The organism is Kitasatospora sp. NPDC001664 (assembly GCF_053596675.1).
In genome coordinates, this window is the sequence record NZ_JBSFGS010000004.1 from 61,505 (window position 1) to 77,451 (window position 15,947).

A 15,947-nucleotide genomic window follows, 5' to 3' on the forward strand; every position below is an offset into this window, starting at 1 on the left:
ACCCCCAGCGGCGTGACCACTAGCCGCGGGACGGCCGGTCGGCGAGGTAGACGATCCTCTCGGCGATGCGGTGGACGGCCAGTTCGTAGGAGGTGCGGTCGAGCGCGCGGAGGCCCTGGTCCGCGTAGCGGGCTCCGAAAGCGCGGTCGCGGTAGTCGAACTGGCCGGCCAGGGGCGGGAGTTCGCGGTGGTCCAGCGGGTCCCAGAAGACCGGGACGGTGGCGCGGCGGTGGCCGCCGAAGGCGGACCATTCGCGGGTGGCCCGGAGCCCGCGGAAGCAGCCGTGCCCGTAGAGCGGGACGAACACCTCACAGTGCCGCACGGCGTCCGGCTGGCCGGCCACACCGGCCAGGTCGGAGAGCTGCCAGACCTCCTCGCAGAGGTCCTCGAAGAAGCGGTCGGCCCGCGGGTCGGGGTCGGTGTCGCGGGCCAGGTAGAAGTGGCGGCGCCCGGCCGCCGGGTTCCGCATGAAGACCAACTCCTGCTGACTCCCGAGGAGTTCGGTGCCCTCGTCGGCCCGGGCCGCCGCCTCGGCGAGCAGCTCGCCGAGGGTCAGCTCGGGCGGGCCGCCGGGCCAGCCGAAGCGGAACACCTCGTTGCAGAGCGAGGCCAGCGAGCGGGCCCCCCGGGGCCGGTCGAACCAGACCTGGGCCGAGACCCCGGCGTCCCGCTCGGCCAGGACCAAGGTCCGGGCCGGGCTCTTCACCAGGGCCCGAGCGGCCAGTTCGGCGCCGGGGTCGAACCCGGGTGCGGCGGCCAGCAGCACCAGCAGGGTGTCCTCCGCGCTGCGGGCGGCCGTCCGCAGCGCGGCCCGGAGGCCTTCCGGGTCGCTGCCCGCCCAGACCTGGCCGCGCGGCAGGCCGACCAGCTCGCGGTCGGTCAGGTGGGCCGCCAACTGGTCGATCTCCTCCGCCTCTTCGGAGTACAGCACCGCCCAGGACCGGGCCGGGTCGATCCGGGCCGCCTCGCGCGGCACCTCGACCCCGACGATGCCCAGCGCCGCCGGGCTGACCAGGGCGAACGGGCGCCGCTCGGCGGTCAGCGGGGCCCCCTCGGTGTCGGTGGCCGCGATGGCCGCGATCTCGTCCGGCACCCGCCCGGCCCGGGCCGCCACCTCCTCCCCCACGCGCACCAGCAGGCCGACCGCCTGGTGGGTGACCGAGCGCGGCAGCGTGTGCACCAGCAACTCCCGCACCCCCGGCCGGAAGTCGAAGCGCTCCGGGTGGCCGGGCCGCGCCACCAGCAGGCCGCTCACCACCAGTTCGGCCAGCTGCTGCGGCCGGGGGCGCGGGATCGCGGCGTGCTGCAGCAGCCGCAGCACCGGCAGCGCCGGGGTGGTCAGCGCGGCCAGCCCCGCCAGGGTGTACGCCTCGCGGGAGGCGGTGGCCCGGAAGCGGCGCACCGCCTCGGTGGGCGTCAACTCCCCCGGGGCCGGGCCGCCGTGACGGACGGGGGCCGGGGCGGCGCCCAGGCGGACCGCCGCGCCGACCACCTCCGAACCGCCCGGGCTTCCCACCAGCTGCGCCCAGTTGGCCAGCCAGGCCGGGTCCGCCTCCAGCACCGGGAGGACCAGACCCGGCTCCCCCTGCCGCTGCGGCCGGCAGTCGGGGAGGTCCGGGGGCTCCAGCGGGGTGAAGCCGTACGCCGGGTTGGCCGCGCCGGCCTCCGGGGCGGTGAGCAGGCCGGCGGCGGCCGGGAGCGCGGTGAGCGGCCAGAGGCGCTCCGGGAGCGGCTGGACCAGGGCGACCGGGCCGAGGCGGGCCAGGCCGGCGAGCGTCCGGTGCCACCGCTCCCCCGGCCGGCCGGGGCGCCACTGCGGGCCCATCGCGTCGCTGAGGACCAGGGTGGCGGTCCGCGGGCCCGGCTGCCCCCCGGTCAGGGTGCCGTCGGGGGCCAGCCAGGCACGGGTGACCTGGCGGAAGGCGCCGGTCTGCCGCAGCAGGGCCCGCAGTTCGCGGGCCAGCGGGCGCCAGAGCGCCATGGTCGGACCGGTGTCCAGCACCAGACGGAGCGTCAGCCAGCGTTCGCTGCCCGGGCGCAGCACCGGGAGCCAGTGCACCGGCCCGGGGCCGCGGAGCGCCTCGGCCAGGCGGTTGGCCGTGGCGGTCTCGTCCAGCACCGTCCGGTGCGGGTCCGGGACGTGCCGCTTCAGCGGGCGCAGCGCGCGCTGGAGGTCCAGCGGGCGGGCCAGCATCGGGGCGCTCGGCGCCGCGACGGTGCTGCCGCCGGGCAGCCCGCCGGACGGCTCGGCGGCCGGCAGGTGGAGCGCCAACAGCGAACCTGCGGGGCCGGCCTCCTGACGGACCGTCTCCGGCCGCTCGGGCACCTCCTCGACCACGGGATCGGCGGCCTTCCCCGGCAGGACGGTCCGCCCGCTGACAGGTGCCGAGCGGGCGGCCAGCCAGAGGAGCTCGGCCAGCTCCACCGCGTCCGCCCCGGGCCGCCCGAGCCCGCCGAGCACCTCCGCCAGGCGGTCCACCTGCGCACCTCCGAGCAACGAGGCTTGCCCTGCGGGCGGCTGGGCAGGGAACGGAGCCGACCGCCCTGCGGGCGGCCGACTCGACGACGGACCGTCAGCCCCCACGGGCAGCGCCGACCCCGGCTCCGGCTCAGGTGGCACCAGGGGGCCCGAGGGGTCCGGGGCCGGGGGTTCAGAGGTCATCGTCGTCCCGGCCTCTGCTGAGGTAGGCCATGACGCGGGCGGCGAGGGCGGCACGGTCGGCCCGGTCGGTGAGTTCGGGGCGGGTGGTGAGGTAGATGGCGTTGAGGAGCTGGTCGGTGGCCAGTTCGCCTTCGCCGCGGCGGTCCAGGAAGACCTGGAGGATCTCGGCGACCACGGCACGGTCGGCCTCCGGCAGGTGGGAGCGGACGATCTCGGCCAGCTCGCTGCCCTCGGGCCGCTTGAGCTCCAGGACGACACAGCGCCGCAGGAAGGCCGCCGGGAACTCCCGCTCGGCGTTGCTGGTGAGCACCGTGAACGGGAAGGCCCGGCACCGCACCCGCCCCCCGGTCACCGGCGCCCGCCCGTGCCCGTCGGCGGTGAGCACCTGCGCGACGGGCTGCTGCGGAGCCGCCCGCACCAGTTCGTCGATCTCGTACTGCCCGTCCTCCAGGACGTGCAGCAGATCGTTGGGCAGGTCGAGGTCACCCTTGTCGATCTCGTCGATCAGCAGCGCCCGCGGCCGCGCGTACGGGAGCAGGGCGGTGCCCAGCGGCCCGAGCCGCAGGTGTTCGTCGAGCCCGGCGCCGGTGGCCTCGGGGCCGGCCTGGTTGGCGGCGTAGAGGCGGGAGAGCGGGTCGTACTGGTAGAGGCCGTCGCGCAGGGTGGCCCGGCTGGTGATGTTCCAGCGCAGCACCGGTCCGAGGCCCAACTCCCGTGCCACCGCGTACGGGAGGCTGGACTTGCCGCTGCCGGGCGGGCCGGTGACCAGCAGCGGGCGCCGCAGGTGGAGCGCGGCGTTGACCAGCTCGACGGTCTCCGGGGTGGGCCGGAAGGTGGAGGCCCGGTGACCGGCCGAGGCGGCGGAGGGGTCGGCCTCGGGGGCGGGGGTGTCCAGCGGCGGGCCGCCGTCGAAGGCGCGCCAGGGCGGCGGGGCGGGCAGGGCGGCGAGGCCGTCGTGGGGCTGCTCGGCACCCCGGTAGATCCGCTGCAACGGCATGGGACTCTCCTGCGGCTGGCCCCGCCGCGCGGGCGGGAGGTGACGGACGGTCGGGGAACGGGAGTCAGACCTCGGACGGCGGGTCGGTGGGCGGGAGCGGGTACGGCCGGTGCGGGCTGGGGAGAAGTAACGGGTCCTCCCAGAGCAGCACCAGGCCGGCCGCCCAGTGCCCGGCCGGGTCGCCGCCCTCCTCCGCCTGGTGGCGCAACTGCTTGATCCGCTCCGGTAGTTCGGACGGCGGGGTGCCGGCCAGCTCGACCGCCAGTCTGGCAGTGAAGGACCTCCCCCGGCACGCGCGGCCGGGCTGGTGCCGCTCCGAACAGGTCCACTCCGGCCAGATCACCGCGTGCACCCCGGCGCCGAGCGCGGCGTCCAGCAGCGGGGCGTAGCGGCGGGCCTTGGGCGAGCCGGGCAGCACCGGCAGTTGGGGGCGCTCGACCGGGCGGAGCAGGTGGTAGAGGGTGCGGGCCTCGCCGGGCTCGGCGCAGTCCAGCACGTGGGCCAGGGTGCGGCGTTCGTCGCGCCGCAGCGCCCAGTTGAGCTCCAGGGTGCGGCGGTCGGCGGCCGAGTCGCGGCGCTGGCGGTCGACCACCACCACCGGGTGGTCGGCGCCGAGCGGGCCGAAGGAGTGCTTGCCGGTCCAGGCGTGCACCGGCACGGTGAGCAGCTTGCGGGGCAGCACGAAGACGACCAGCTCGGCACCGTCGGACTCCAGCCGGCCGAGCTGCTGCTCGATCTCGCGGAGCACCTCGGCCTGGAGGTCACCGCCGGAGAGGGTGCGCGGCACGGCCGGCCCCGGCTCGCCGTCGCGCACCGTGCGGACCGCCACCGTGTACCGGCCGCGCCCGGCCCCGCTGTGGCCGATCTCGACCAGGATCGGCCGCCAGCGCCGGGCGGCGGCCCGGCCGGGGTGGACGAGCCGGATGCCGCCGTCGGCGAGCCGGAGCAGCCTGGTCCGGCGCTCGCGCTGCTCAGGGGTGGCGTCCCCGGCCGACTCGGCGAGCAGTGCGGCGAACTCGCGCACGGGGTGACGGCTGGTCAGCGGGCCGGTCACCTCGGAGAGCAGGTACCAGCAGGTCTCCCAGAGGCTGCCCGGCCTGGTCGGCGGGTCCAGCAGCCCCTGGGCGGCGGTGGCGGTCCGGTAGAGCTCCAGCGGGTCGCAGGCCCCCGGCCCGGCTGTGGCGCCGACCCCGGCCACCAGCTCGCGCAACTCCCTTACCTGGTCCGGCGGGAGGGCCGCGCCGGGGATCAGGTCGGCCAGTTCGGGGACGTAGCGGGCCAACGCCCCGGCGGGCAGCATCTGGCCGATCCGCAGCGCCGGCGGGGTCCGGCCGTCCGGGCCGGGCGGCAGCTGCCGCCCGAGGGTGTCCTGGGCGGCCGTCACGATGCCGACCAGCTCGCCGGTGTCGGAGTCCACCACCGGGCCGCCGCTGAAGCCGGGCGAGAGCGGCATGCCCTGGCCGTCGTGCTCCAACTGCACCAGTTCGCCGCCGATCAGCAGCCCGGCCCGGGTCGGCCGGATCTCGCTGCTGCGCCCGGCGTCGTGGCCGAACGGGAAGCCGTGCGCGGTCAGCCCCGGGTAGGGCGGGCGGTCCCAGTGGTGCAGCGGGGCGAACGGCGCGGGCCTGGCCACCCGGTCGGGCACCGGCTCCGCCAGCTCCAGCACGGCCACGTCCCCGGTGCCGTCCCGGCCGTGCCGCCCGCTGGGCCAGGGCCCCCGGCGCAGCACGGTGGCGGGCAGGGCCGGATGGTCCGGCCGGTGGGCGAGGCGGACGGTGACGGCCGCGTGCCCGTGCACCACGTGGGCGCAGGTCAGCACGTGCCGGTCGGTGACCAGCACCCCGGCGCCCACCGTGGGCTCCGGGCCGCCGGTGTCGATCCGGGCCAGCCAGTACGGGTACGCCATCGCGGCTGCTCCGGCCCGTCGTCCGCCGGCCCGCTCAGGCCGAACGGCCGGGCGTCCAGCTGAGCCTGACGGTCAGATGGGCCTCGGCGGCGGTCTTGGCGATCAGCGCCCCGGCCTCGGCGGTGAGCTTCACGCCGAACTCCAGCTCCACCTCGTCCGGCGCCAGGCTGCCGCCCCGGAAGACCGCCAGCGCCGACTCGGCGGCGGACCGCACGCCCGCCAGCGCCTGCTCGAAGGTCTCCCCGGCCCGCTCCACGGCCTGGGCCGCACCCCGGCCGACCGGCTGCATGCCGTACGGGTCGGCAGCGGCGGCACTGGCGGCCTGCTCGACCCGGACCACGGCCCCGTCGGCCGTCACGAACTCCGCGTACTGCGCCAAGACTTCCCCTCCCGGGCACAGGTCCGGCTTCTCCCGGACCGAACGCTCCGCGATCGTCGCACAGCACGGCCCGCCGCGCACCGGGTTCCGTCCGGTCGGGATCGAACCGGTAGGCGAACGAGTTCCGTCATTCTCCGTACATGACGTGTCATCAGACCGTAGGGTCTGGTTCATGGACATCGGACCTTTGGAGCCGAGCAAGGCTCAACTCCTGGTCGGACTCCTCGCGTTCTTCCTGATATTCGTCACGCTCGGCCGTCTCCTGCTTCCGCGCGCGGAGCGGGTGCTGGCCGAGCGGTACGAGGCCACCGAAGGGAAGCTGGAGAAGGCCGAGGCCCTGCGGGCCGAGGCCGAGCAGGTGTACGCGGAGTACCGGCACGTGATCACCGAGGCCCACCACGAAGCAGCCCGGTTGCGTCAGCAGGCGGCCGAGGAGGGCGCCGCGGCGGTCGCAGCAGCACGGGCCGAGGGACAGCGCGAACGAGAACGGCTGGTGGGGTCCGCCCGGGCGTCCATCTCGATGGACGCCGACCTGGCCGCGCTCGAACTGCGGGTGCACGTCGGCGTGCTGGCGATCGACCTGGCCGGGCGGGTGGTCGGCGAGCCGCTGGAGGGCTTCTCCGACCGGGCGGGCGTGGTGGAACGGTTCTTCGCGGAACCGCGCTGACGCCTCCCCTCTGACAGTACGACGGTGCCCCGGACCCTGGGTGGGTCCGGGGCACCACTGCGTTCAGGGGACGGGTCAGCCGTGGCGGCCGCGGCGACGGCGCGACAACCAGAAGGTCAGACCGCCGGTGCCCAGCAGGGCGCCCGCCCCCAGGGCGGCCGGGAAGACGACATCGGCACCGGTGATCGGCAGTTGGCCGTCGTCACCGCCACCGCCGCCACCGCTCCCGGTCGGGACCGCCCCCGATCCGGTCGGGCCCGGAGTGGTGGGCACCGGGGTCGAGCCGGACGGGTTGGGGCTCGGCGTCGGCGTCGGCGTAGGCGTGGGGGTCGGCGTCGGCGTCGGCGTCGGCGTCGGCGTCGGCGTCGGCGTCGGCGTCGGAGTCGGAGTCGGCGTGGGGGTCGGAGTCGGCGTCGGAGTCGGCGTCGGCGTCGGAGTCGGCGTGGGGGTCGGAGTCGGCGTGGGGGTCGGAGTCGGCGTCGGCGTCGGAGTCGGAGTCGGAGTCGGCGTGGGGGTCGGCGTCGGCGTCGGAGTCGGAGTCGGAGTCGGCGTCGGAGTCGGCGTCGGCGTCGGAGTCGGAGTCGGCGTCGGAGTCGGAGTCGGCGTCGGAGTCGTGCACTCCGGCATGTCGCCGTCGAACGGGTAGTTGTGGATCTCGCTACCGCTGCTGCCCGTCTGGACCAGGTTCCCCGCGACGTACACCCGGCCGTTGAAGCCCGGGGTCTGGATGGTGGTCGTGCCCGTCTTGCTGGCGCTCATCAGGGAGCCCTGGAACTGGGCGCCGCCCATGATGGTCGTGGTGGCGGCGTTCGGGAAGTTCCACAGCAGGTTCGGGCGCAGCTCGGTGAACGGGTCGCCGTCGAGCCCGGTGCCGGTGTTGGTGTTGATCACCGGGTTGGTGCCCAGCATGTTGATGATGACCGTGGCCCCGGCCGGGATGCCGGTGATGACGAAGTCGGCCGCGCTGGTGGTCGAGCCCAGGTTGCCCGGCACGTTGAAGATCTGCCGGGCGCTGGTGCCGTCGCCGGTGAAGGTGACCTGGTTCCCGCTGGTGGTCACGGTGCCGGTGGCGGTCTGGGTGGAGGCGCAGGTGGAGAGCCCGGCCAGCTGGTCCGGGATGCCGGAGTACTGGTCCCCCGCCGTCGCGTCCTGGATCGCCTGGCCGGTCGGCACCACGTTGACCGTGCCGCTCAGCGTGCTGCCGTAGCGGAAGTTGCCGTAGGCCAGGGCGCCGAAGGTGTCCGAGGTCCCGCCGACCTCGACCGTGTTGCCGGAGGCCACCGTGACGGTCCCGCCGACGGTCACGAAGTCGGTGCCGTTGGAGGGCACCACCCGGGAGCCGACGCCGGCCACCGCCATGTTGAAGAGGCCGCCGCCGTTCTTGTTCACCGAGAAGTCCCCGAGCGTGACGACCTTGCCCTCGGCCTCGGCGGCCCGGCCGGCCACCGAGTAGTTCCCGCCGACGAAGACGTTGATGGTGTCGTCGCGGCCGACCACGTTGCCGTTGTTCGGCGGGGGCCAGGTCGCCGGGCAGTCGGGCCCGCTGCAGGGGCCGAGCGGCGGCGACAGCGGGGCGGCCGAGACCAGCACGCTGACCAGCACCACCGGCAGCACTGCCGCCGCGGCCGCCAGGCCGAGCCTGCGGGCCGTCGGCCGCGGGCCGCTCCGCTCCTGACGTTCGGTCACTCGCACGGGGAACCCCTCTGTTCGGCTACGGTCACCCACCAGCAGCGGCATGACCGACCCATTGAACGCTTCCAAATCAGGACAAGACGGATGCCACGCTCTATTTCATGACAGATGTCAACAGATGTGCGATCGGTGACCGCCCGTCAGAGGACACCCCGACCGGTCGGCGTGGGCCACTCGGGTGTTAGCGTGCTGGCGTCCCGCCCCGTCGCCGCTAAGGAACCGCCCCATGACCAAGCTGCTGCTGAGCCTGCACGTCCTGGCCGCGGTGCTCTTCATCGGGCCGGTGGCGGTGACGGTGAGCATGTTCCCGCGCCGGGCGAAGGCCGCGCTGGCGGGCGGGGAGGACCGGCCGCAGGCCGAGGCCTCGGTGCGGCTGCTGCACCGGATCACCCAGGTCTACGCGCTGCTCGGCCTCGCGGTGCCGCTGCTGGGGATCGGCACCGCCCAGGTGATGGGCGTGATGGGCGACGTCTGGCTGATCACCTCGATGGTGCTCACCGGCCTGGCCGCGGCCCTGATGCTGCTCTTCGTCGTGCCCGGCCAGCAGGCCACCGTCGACGCCCTCGACGCGCCGCAGGACCAGGCCGAGCAGGACCGCGCCGTCAAGGGCCTGCGCCTGCTCCCGATGACCGCCGGCCTCTTCAACCTCCTCTGGGCGGTGGTCACCGTGCTGATGGTGATCCGCCCCGGCTCCACCACCGGCGCCTGATCCGTTCGCACTCGGCTTCACATCTGCGGGTTCGCGTTCCGCTCGATCACGGTACCTCTCTGTGCAGTGACCGTGACCGGAGGGAGCGCAAGGCATGAAGGAGTGTTCTATACCCGAAGTGGCCGCCGCAGTGCGGGCGGTCGGTGAGTTCCTGACGGAGCGCCAGTCGGCCCGGCCCTGGCCGGGCCGGACGACGGCCGAGGCCCTGGCCGCCCTGGCATGGGTGGAGGAGCCCGCCACGGCGCAGCTGCGGGAGCGTCTCGGGGCGCTGCGCCCCGGGGCCGGCTGGCTGGACGGGGAGTCCGCCACCGCCGTGCCCGAGGACGGCGAGTGGTGGTCCTGCGACACCACCGACGGGGGTGTGCAGTACCTGAACGCGCTGCCGCACTGGGCCGTCACCGCCACCCTGCTGCGGGACGGCGAGCCGGTGCTCGCGGTGGTGCACGCCCCGTCCCTGCACGCCACCTACACCGCCGAACTCGGCGGCGGCGCACGCCTCAACGGCCGGGCGATCGCCCCGCCCGAACGGGACCCGGACACCTGCGTGATCGGCACCGGCCGGCCGCCGGCGGCCGGCCGGGAGGAGCTGCGCCGGGCCGGGGAGTCGCTGACCGCCGTCGCGGCCCGGGTGCTGGCCGTGTGCGACCTCGGCCCGGTGGCCCTCCAGCTGGCCCAGGTCGGCTCGGGCCAGCTGAACGGCTTCTGGGAGTACGGCCCGGATCCGGTCGGCCTGCTGCCCGGAGCCCTGATCGCCCGCGAGGCGGGCGCCCTGGTGACGGACACCGAGGGAAAGCGCTGGACCCCGGATGCGGACGGGCTGCTGGCCGCGCATCCCCTGCTGCACCCGAGGCTGCTGGACGCGCTCGCCCTGGCCGGGCAGCTCGGTCCCTAGGGGCGGTCTGACGGACCGTCCGGGCCGGGCCGGGGCCGAGGGTGTCGCCACACCCCCGGTCCGGTCCGGGCGGCACACCGTGCGGACCCCGGTCGGCTTCGGCACGGGAGTGGCTCGCCCGTAGGACGCTGCGCCGGATCGCCGGGTTCTACGGCGATCACCGCGCCTGGGCGTCCGAGCACCCGGACGCGGCCGACTTGCTCGGGCCCGCTCCGACCGTCGGCCGGGCCCTCCCGCGGCGGGGATGGGTCCGCCTGGTGGGGCGGAGCGACGCGTGACGCCGCCGCGCCCCACCGCGGTCAGCTCCGAACCCCCGGCGGCAGGCCGAACAGGCGGGCGCCGTTGTCGTGGCAGACCGCCCGGAGCCAGTCGTCGCCCAGCCCGAGGTCCGCGAGGGCGCGGAGCTGGGCGAGGTACGGGTAGGGGATGTTCGGGAAGTCGCTGCCGAGCAGCACCCGGTCACCCAGGTCGGCCAGCCGGGGCAGCAAGTCCCGGGGGAAGGGCGCGAGTTCCTCGCTGAACTCGGTGAAGGCCATGGTGGTGTCCAGGTGCACGCCGGGGTGGCGCTCGGCCAGCTCCAGGAACTCCCGGTACTCCGGCAGGCCCAGGTGGGCGACCACCAGCCGCAGGCCGGGGTGTCTGGCCAGCACCGCGGCGATCGGGCCGGGTCCGGTGTGCTTGCCGGGCGTCGGCCCGGAGCCGCAGTGCGTCACCACCGGCACGCCGGCCTCGGCCAGTTGGCCCCAGACCGGGTCGAGCAGCGGGTCGGTGGGGTCGTAGTCGCCCACCTGGACGTGGCACTTGAAGACCCGGGCGCCGTCGGCCAGGGCCTTCGCCACGTACTCGGCCGCCTCCGGCTCGGGGTAGCAGGTGGCGGTGTGCAGGCAGTCCGGGGTGCGGGCGGCGAACTCCGCCGACCAGGAGTTCAGCCAGGCGGCCATCCCCGGCTTGTGCGGGTAGAGCATCGAGGTGAACGCGCGGACCCCGAACTCCCGCAGCCGGGCGACCCGTTGGTCCTCCTCCTCGCGGTAGGTGATGGGCCACGGCCGCCCGGTCAGCGGACCGACCTGGTCGAAGTAGGCCCACACCTTGGCCAGCACCCGCTCCGGCATGAAGTGCGTGTGCACGTCGACGAGGCCGGGCAGGCCCAGACCCCGCCAGAACGCCCGGACCTCCTCGGTCTCGCTCATGCGGGCCGGGCCGTGGCCCGGGCCAGCACGGCAGCCGTGTCCACACCGGTCGGCAGGGTGCCGAAGGCGCCGCCGTGCTCGCCGCCCAGCCGGGAGGCGCAGAACGCGTCGGCCACCGCCGGGTCGCCGTACCGGACCAGCAGTGAGCCCTGGAAGGCCAGCGCGATCGACTCCACCAACCGGCGCGTGCGGTACTCGAGTTCGGAGGTCTCGCCGAGCTGCTTGCGCAGGCCGGCCACCGCCGCGTCCAGCCGCCGGTCCGCCCCGGCGGCCGCGTCCAGCTCGCCGAGCAGCGCCTCCACCGTCTCCGGGCGCCGGGCCATCGCGCGCAGCGCGTCCAGCGCGGCCACGTTCCCCGAGCCCTCCCAGATGGAGACCAGCGGGGCCTCCCGGTAGAGCCGCGGCATGCCGGACTCCTCGGCGTAGCCGTTGCCGCCGAAGCACTCCAGCGCCTCGGCGGCGTGCATCGGACCGCGCTTGCAGACCCAGTACTTGGCCGCAGCCAGCCCCAACCGCCGCACCAGCGCCTCCTGCTGGTCCCCCGCCAGCGCCCGGTCGGTGGCCTCGGCCAGCCGCAGGGCGACGGCGGTGGCGGCCTCGGACTCCACCACCAGGTCGGCCAGCACGTTGCGCATCAGCGGCTGGTCCACCAGCGCGGCGCCGAACGCCCGCCGGTGGGTGGTGTGGTGGAGCGCCCGGACGGCGCCGAGCCGCATCCCGGAGGCGGCGCCCAAGGTGCAGTCCAGCCGGGTCATGTTCACCATCTCGATGATGGTGGGCACGCCCCGGCCCTCCTCGCCGACCAGCCAGCCGACCGCGCCGTCGTACTCCAGCTCGGCGGAGGCGTTGGAGCGGTTGCCCAGCTTGTCCTTGAGCCGCTGGATCCGCAGCCGGTTCCGCTCGCCGTCCGGCAGCACCCGGGGCAGCACGAAGCAGCTGAGCCCGCCCGGGGCCTGGGCCAGCGTCAGGAACAGGTCGGACATCGGGGCGGAGGTGAACCACTTGTGGCCGGTGATCCGGTAGGTGCCGTCGGCCTGCGGCTCGGCGGTGGTGGTGTTGGCCCGGACGTCCGAGCCGCCCTGCTTCTCGGTCATCGACATGCCGGCGATCAGGCCGCTCTTGCCGTGCGGCTCGCGCAGCCCGAAGTCGTAGGAGCGGGCGGCCAGCAGGGGTTCGTACTGCTCGGCCAGCGCCGGGGTGGCCCGCAGCGCGGGCACCGAGGCGTAGGTCATCGAGATCGGGCAGCTGTGCCCGGCCTCGACCTGCCCCCAGACGTAGAACTTGGCCGCCCGGGCGGTGTGCGCGCCGCGGCGCCCGTCGCGCCAGGGGGCGGCGTGCAGGCCGTGCTCCACCGCGACGGTCATCAGCTCGTGCCAGGCGGGGTGGAACTCCACCTCGTCGATCCGGTGGCCGTAGCGGTCGTGGGTGCGCAGCACCGGCTCGTACTCGTTGGCCAACCGGCCCCACTCGGCAGCCCGTTCGGTGCCCGCCAGCCGGCCGAGGGCGTGCAGCTGCTCCTCGGCCCAGCCGGCCCCGGCCCGGTGCAGGGCGGCCAGCAGGGTCGGGTCGGCGGCCACGTCGTGGCCGTACAGGTCGGGCACCTGGTTGGTGACCTCGTGCGTGTCAGGCATCGTGCTGCCCCCCAAGGGCGCGTCGGGTGAAGGAGATGAGCGCCGGGATCACGTCGTCCCGGCCCAGGCCCGCGGCGAGCGGGCCGACCAGGGCCTCGCCGATCGCACCGACCAGCGCGGCGGCGGTCAGCTCGGCGTCCTGCTCGGGCAGCCGGCCGTCGGCGACGGCCGGGGCTATCTGAACGGCCATCAGGTCGCGGAAGGCCCGGCGGAACACCAGCCGCTCGGCGTCCACCACCTGGTCGGCCGGCTCGGCGAGCAGCGCGTAGGCGAGCCGGGGTGCGGCCAGCGCACGGGCGGCGAAGGTCTCCACCACGGCGGCGACCAGCCGGTGCGGCCCGGCCCCGTCGGCGGCCGCCTTGCCCACCGCCGCCCCCACGGCCGCGAGCTCACCGGTCACCACCGTGCGGAACAGCTCCACCGACAGCTCGGCCTTCCCGGCGAAGTGCCGGTACATCGACCCGGTCGCGATCCCGGCCCGCTCCGCCACCGCCGCCATCGAGCAGCCCGCGTACCCCCGCTCGGCCAGCAGCGCCACGGCCGCGGCCAGCACCGTCTCCCGCTGGGCGTCGAGGCGGGCTTGGACGGCGGGGGTGCGACGGTAGGCCATGCCAAGGATTGAAGCACCGATTCACTGCTTCGAAAAGACCCGCGGGCACGGTGCGCCGGGCTAGTGTGGGGCGATGATCGTATGGCTGAACGGAACGCACGGGGCGGGCAAGAGCACCACCGCGCCGCTGGTGCAGGAACTGGTTCCCGACTCCCGGGTGTTCGACGCCGAGAAGGTCGGCGAGACCTTGATGGACATCTCCCCCGGCCTGCCCGCGACCGACAACTTCCAGCACTGGCCGCCGTGGCGGCCCCTGGTGGTGGAGACCGCGCGGCGGGTGCTGGAGTACACCGGGGGCACGCTGGTGGTGCCGATGACCGTGCTGGTGGAGCAGTACTGGCGGGAGATCAGCGCGGGCCTCGCCGAACACTCCATCCCGGTACGGCACTTCGTGCTCCACGCCGACCAGGACACCCTGCGCGCCCGGATCGAGAACGACCGCGTCCTCGGCCCCGGCCCGTCCCCGTTCCGCCTGCGTCACCTGGAGCCGTACGCCGAGGCGGCCGCGGGCTGGCTGCACGCCGAGGCCGAAGTGATCGACACCACCGAGCTGACGCCCCTCCACGCCGCCCGCCGGATCGCCTACGCGGTCACCAACTGAGCCCGCTCAGGAACCGAGCCCGCTCAGCCCTCGGCCGACGGCAGCCGCAGCTCCGCGAGGGCACCGCCCTCCGGGTGGTTGGCCAGCGTCAGCGCGATGCCGAGGGCCTCGGCATGGCCCTGGGCGATGGTGAGGCCGAGCCCGTGGCCGTGGCCGCGTTCGCGGGCGCCGGTGCGGAAGCGCTGCGGCCCCTCGGTGAGGACGTCCTCCGGGTAGCCGGGGCCGTGGTCACGGACCGTCAGCACCGGGCCCTCGACCCGGACCAGGACCGGGCCGCGGCCGTGCCGGTGGGCGTTGGCCACCAGGTTGGAGAGCACCCGGTCGAGCCGGCGGACATCGGTGGTGACCAGCGCGTCGGACTCGATCCGCAGCTCGGTGGGGGCCGTCGCGGCCGCCACCACCCGGGCGGCCACCGGGCCGAGCTGAACGGCCGTCAGCTCCGGCCGGTCGGCCCCCGCGTCCAGCCGGGAGACCTCCAGCAGGTCCTCGGTCAGGCTGCGCAGCACCCGCACCCGGTCCTGCACCAGCTCGGTCGGCCGCCCCGGCGGCAGCAGCTCCGCCGCCGTGAGCAGCCCGGTCAGCGGGGTTCGCAGCTCGTGCGCCACATCGGCGGTGAAGCGCTGTTCGTTGGCCAGCTTGCTGCTGAGCACGCCCGCCATCGAGTCCACCGCCGAGGCGAGTTCGGTCACCTCGTCGCGGGGGCCGCCGATCGGTCCGATCCGGGCCGTCAGGTCGCCCTTGGCGATGGTGCGGGCGGTGCGGGCGGCGGTGCGCAGCCGTCCGCTGATCCGGTCGGCGGCGAAGACCCCGGCCAGCACGGTGACGGCCACCGAGAGCGCGGCCGAGACCTGGATGGACCGGTCGAGCTGGGCGATGGCCCGCTCGTCGTCGGCGTAGTCGATCCGGACCGAGAGCACCTGCGCCGCCGCGCCGTCGTTGCCGGTGCCGGGGCCGAGGCCGAGCGGGGCGGCCGCCCACATCACGGTGCCGTTCGGCCCGGCGCCGAGCACCGAGCCGTGCCGGCCGCGCTCGGCCAGCCGGCGCAGCTCCTCGGGGAGGGCGGGGTCGCTGGTCGACGCGCCCCAGGCGAGGCCGAGGTCGCCGCCGCGCGCGTAGCCGTCGAGCACCGACTCCAGCGCGTTCTCGGCGGCCTTCCTGGCCTGCCCGGTGTGCTGTGCGACGGACGCCCGGTGCACCAGCAGGCCGACCGTGATGGCGACCAGCACGGAGACCAGGGCGACGGTCGCGGCGATCTGACCGCGCAGGTTCACCCGGACCGCCGCAGCTTGTAGCCGAAGCCACGGATGGTCTCGATCCGGCCCGCGCCGATCTTGGCGCGCAGGCGCTGCACGTGCACGTCGACCACCCGGCTGTCGGCGTCCCAGGAGTAGTCCCAGACCCGCTCCAGCAGGGTCTGGCGCTCCAGCACCACGCCCGGCGCGGCGGTGAACTCCAGCAGCAGCCGCAACTCGGTCGGGGTGAGCGGCACCTGACGGCCCGCCACCCGGACCTCCATCGCCTCGGTGTCCAGCTCCAGGTCGTCGATCACCCGCACCGCGCGCGACGGCTCCGGCTCGGGCGGCGGCCCGGCGGCGGGCACCGGTTCGGCGACCGCCCTGGTGCGACGCAGCACGGTGCGGATCCGGGCCACCAGCACGGCGCTCTCGAAGGGCTTGGTGATGTAGTCGTCGGCGCCCGCCTCCAGACCGGAGATGACGTCGATCGGCTCGGTGCGGGCCGACATCATCAGGATCGGCAGCTGGCTCTCCTCGCGGATCCGGCGGCACAGGCCGACCCCGTCGAGCAGCGGCAGCATCACGTCGAGCAGCAGCAGGTCGGGCCGCCGCGCGCGGAACCGCTCCAGGCCGTCCAACCCGTCCACGGCGGTGTCCACCGGGAAGCCGTAGCGCTCCAGCGCCATCCGGGTGGCCTCGCGGATCACCTCGTCGTCCTCCACCAGCAGGATGCGCGGGGCGGCGGGGGCGGTCTCGGGCACGGGGACGCTCCGGGG

The 15,947-nt window shown here is 75.3% G+C and carries 14 protein-coding genes; 4 read left to right on the plus strand and 10 right to left on the minus strand.

The annotated features are described in order from the left end of the window. Positions 1-19: 19 nt before the first annotated feature. From ACWCYY_RS07335 to ACWCYY_RS07350, 4 genes are all read right to left on the minus strand, one after another. Positions 20-2,479, minus strand: a complete 2,460-nt coding sequence (locus ACWCYY_RS07335; protein ID WP_449795401.1) for an SAV_2336 N-terminal domain-related protein — start codon at positions 2,477-2,479, stop codon at positions 20-22. Between the two features lie 172 nt (positions 2,480-2,651). Continuing rightward, positions 2,652-3,659 carry an AAA family ATPase gene (locus ACWCYY_RS07340; protein WP_345284942.1) on the minus strand — a complete coding sequence of 336 codons (1,008 nt, stop codon included), beginning with the start codon at positions 3,657-3,659 and terminating at the stop codon, positions 2,652-2,654. 64 nt (positions 3,660-3,723) lie between these two features. After that, positions 3,724-5,565 carry a VMAP-C domain-containing protein gene (locus tag ACWCYY_RS07345; RefSeq protein WP_380150483.1) on the minus strand — a complete coding sequence of 614 codons (1,842 nt, stop codon included), beginning with the start codon at positions 5,563-5,565 and terminating at the stop codon, positions 3,724-3,726. Between the two features lie 34 nt (positions 5,566-5,599). Continuing rightward, positions 5,600-5,944 (minus strand): CU044_2847 family protein, encoded by a 345-nt coding sequence (locus ACWCYY_RS07350; RefSeq protein WP_449795402.1) that lies wholly within the window; start codon positions 5,942-5,944, stop codon positions 5,600-5,602. Between the two features lie 172 nt (positions 5,945-6,116). Here ACWCYY_RS07350 and ACWCYY_RS07355 point away from each other — a divergent pair, with 172 nt between their 5' ends. Next, positions 6,117-6,611, plus strand: coding sequence for a F0F1 ATP synthase subunit B family protein (locus ACWCYY_RS07355; protein WP_345284936.1), 495 nt, complete (start codon positions 6,117-6,119; stop codon positions 6,609-6,611). A gap of 75 nt (positions 6,612-6,686) precedes the next feature. Here the strand turns inward: ACWCYY_RS07355 and ACWCYY_RS07360 are convergent, their stop codons facing one another. Beyond that, positions 6,687-8,297, minus strand: coding sequence for a choice-of-anchor A family protein (locus ACWCYY_RS07360; protein ID WP_449795403.1), 1,611 nt, complete (start codon positions 8,295-8,297; stop codon positions 6,687-6,689). Between the two features lie 232 nt (positions 8,298-8,529). On the opposite strand from ACWCYY_RS07360, the gene ACWCYY_RS07365 reads away from it, so the two are divergent. Continuing rightward, positions 8,530-9,012 (plus strand): DUF2269 family protein, encoded by a 483-nt coding sequence (locus ACWCYY_RS07365; protein ID WP_345284928.1) that lies wholly within the window; start codon positions 8,530-8,532, stop codon positions 9,010-9,012. A gap of 94 nt (positions 9,013-9,106) precedes the next feature. Then, complete coding sequence (locus tag ACWCYY_RS07370; protein ID WP_449795404.1) at positions 9,107-9,904, plus strand: inositol monophosphatase family protein; 798 nt, start codon at positions 9,107-9,109, stop codon at positions 9,902-9,904. Between the two features lie 299 nt (positions 9,905-10,203). Here ACWCYY_RS07370 and ACWCYY_RS07375 read toward each other — a convergent pair whose 3' ends face one another. The 3 genes from ACWCYY_RS07375 to ACWCYY_RS07385 are packed head-to-tail and all read right to left on the minus strand — an operon-like array spanning position 10,204 to position 13,335. After that, positions 10,204-11,094 (minus strand): amidohydrolase family protein, encoded by an 891-nt coding sequence (locus tag ACWCYY_RS07375; protein WP_449795405.1) that lies wholly within the window; start codon positions 11,092-11,094, stop codon positions 10,204-10,206. Continuing rightward, positions 11,091-12,725: an acyl-CoA dehydrogenase family protein gene (locus ACWCYY_RS07380; RefSeq protein WP_345287503.1), complete on the minus strand. Its 1,635-nt coding sequence runs from the start codon at positions 12,723-12,725 to the stop codon at positions 11,091-11,093. The genes ACWCYY_RS07375 and ACWCYY_RS07380 overlap by 4 nt, the downstream gene beginning before the upstream one ends. Beyond that, positions 12,718-13,335: a TetR/AcrR family transcriptional regulator gene (locus ACWCYY_RS07385; RefSeq protein WP_449795406.1), complete on the minus strand. Its 618-nt coding sequence runs from the start codon at positions 13,333-13,335 to the stop codon at positions 12,718-12,720. Before ACWCYY_RS07385 ends, ACWCYY_RS07380 begins: the two co-directional genes overlap by 8 nt. Positions 13,336-13,408: 73 nt before the next feature. On the opposite strand from ACWCYY_RS07385, the gene ACWCYY_RS07390 reads away from it, so the two are divergent. Continuing rightward, positions 13,409-13,936, plus strand: a complete 528-nt coding sequence (locus ACWCYY_RS07390; RefSeq protein ID WP_345287505.1) for an AAA family ATPase — start codon at positions 13,409-13,411, stop codon at positions 13,934-13,936. Positions 13,937-13,959: 23 nt separating this feature from the next. On the opposite strand, the gene ACWCYY_RS07395 is transcribed toward ACWCYY_RS07390, so the two are convergent. Together ACWCYY_RS07395 and ACWCYY_RS07400 are read right to left on the minus strand one after the other, a co-directional pair. After that, the gene (locus ACWCYY_RS07395) at positions 13,960-15,207 is read right to left on the minus strand and encodes an ATP-binding protein (RefSeq protein WP_449795407.1); all 1,248 of its coding nucleotides are present in this window, start codon (positions 15,205-15,207) and stop codon (positions 13,960-13,962) included. Continuing rightward, positions 15,204-15,857 carry a response regulator gene (locus ACWCYY_RS07400; protein ID WP_380150486.1) on the minus strand — a complete coding sequence of 218 codons (654 nt, stop codon included), beginning with the start codon at positions 15,855-15,857 and terminating at the stop codon, positions 15,204-15,206. Before ACWCYY_RS07400 ends, ACWCYY_RS07395 begins: the two co-directional genes overlap by 4 nt. Between the last annotated feature and the right edge of the window lie 90 nt (positions 15,858-15,947).

What these genes read in the sequence shown, in the direction of transcription:
- ACWCYY_RS07340 (WP_345284942.1), bottom strand. Translation starts at nt 3,659, where the DNA reads ATGCCGTTGCAGCGGATCTACCGGGGTGCCGAGCAGCCCCACGACGGC.
- ACWCYY_RS07345 (WP_380150483.1), bottom strand. Translation starts at nt 5,565, where the DNA reads ATGGCGTACCCGTACTGGCTGGCCCGGATCGACACCGGCGGCCCGGAG.
- ACWCYY_RS07355 (WP_345284936.1), top strand. Translation starts at nt 6,117, where the DNA reads ATGGACATCGGACCTTTGGAGCCGAGCAAGGCTCAACTCCTGGTCGGA.
- ACWCYY_RS07365 (WP_345284928.1), top strand. Translation starts at nt 8,530, where the DNA reads ATGACCAAGCTGCTGCTGAGCCTGCACGTCCTGGCCGCGGTGCTCTTC.
- ACWCYY_RS07370 (WP_449795404.1), top strand. Translation starts at nt 9,107, where the DNA reads ATGAAGGAGTGTTCTATACCCGAAGTGGCCGCCGCAGTGCGGGCGGTC.
- ACWCYY_RS07375 (WP_449795405.1), bottom strand. Translation starts at nt 11,094, where the DNA reads ATGAGCGAGACCGAGGAGGTCCGGGCGTTCTGGCGGGGTCTGGGCCTG.
- ACWCYY_RS07380 (WP_345287503.1), bottom strand. Translation starts at nt 12,725, where the DNA reads ATGCCTGACACGCACGAGGTCACCAACCAGGTGCCCGACCTGTACGGC.
- ACWCYY_RS07385 (WP_449795406.1), bottom strand. Translation starts at nt 13,335, where the DNA reads ATGGCCTACCGTCGCACCCCCGCCGTCCAAGCCCGCCTCGACGCCCAG.
- ACWCYY_RS07390 (WP_345287505.1), top strand. Translation starts at nt 13,409, where the DNA reads ATGATCGTATGGCTGAACGGAACGCACGGGGCGGGCAAGAGCACCACC.
- ACWCYY_RS07400 (WP_380150486.1), bottom strand. Translation starts at nt 15,857, where the DNA reads ATGGCGCTGGAGCGCTACGGCTTCCCGGTGGACACCGCCGTGGACGGG.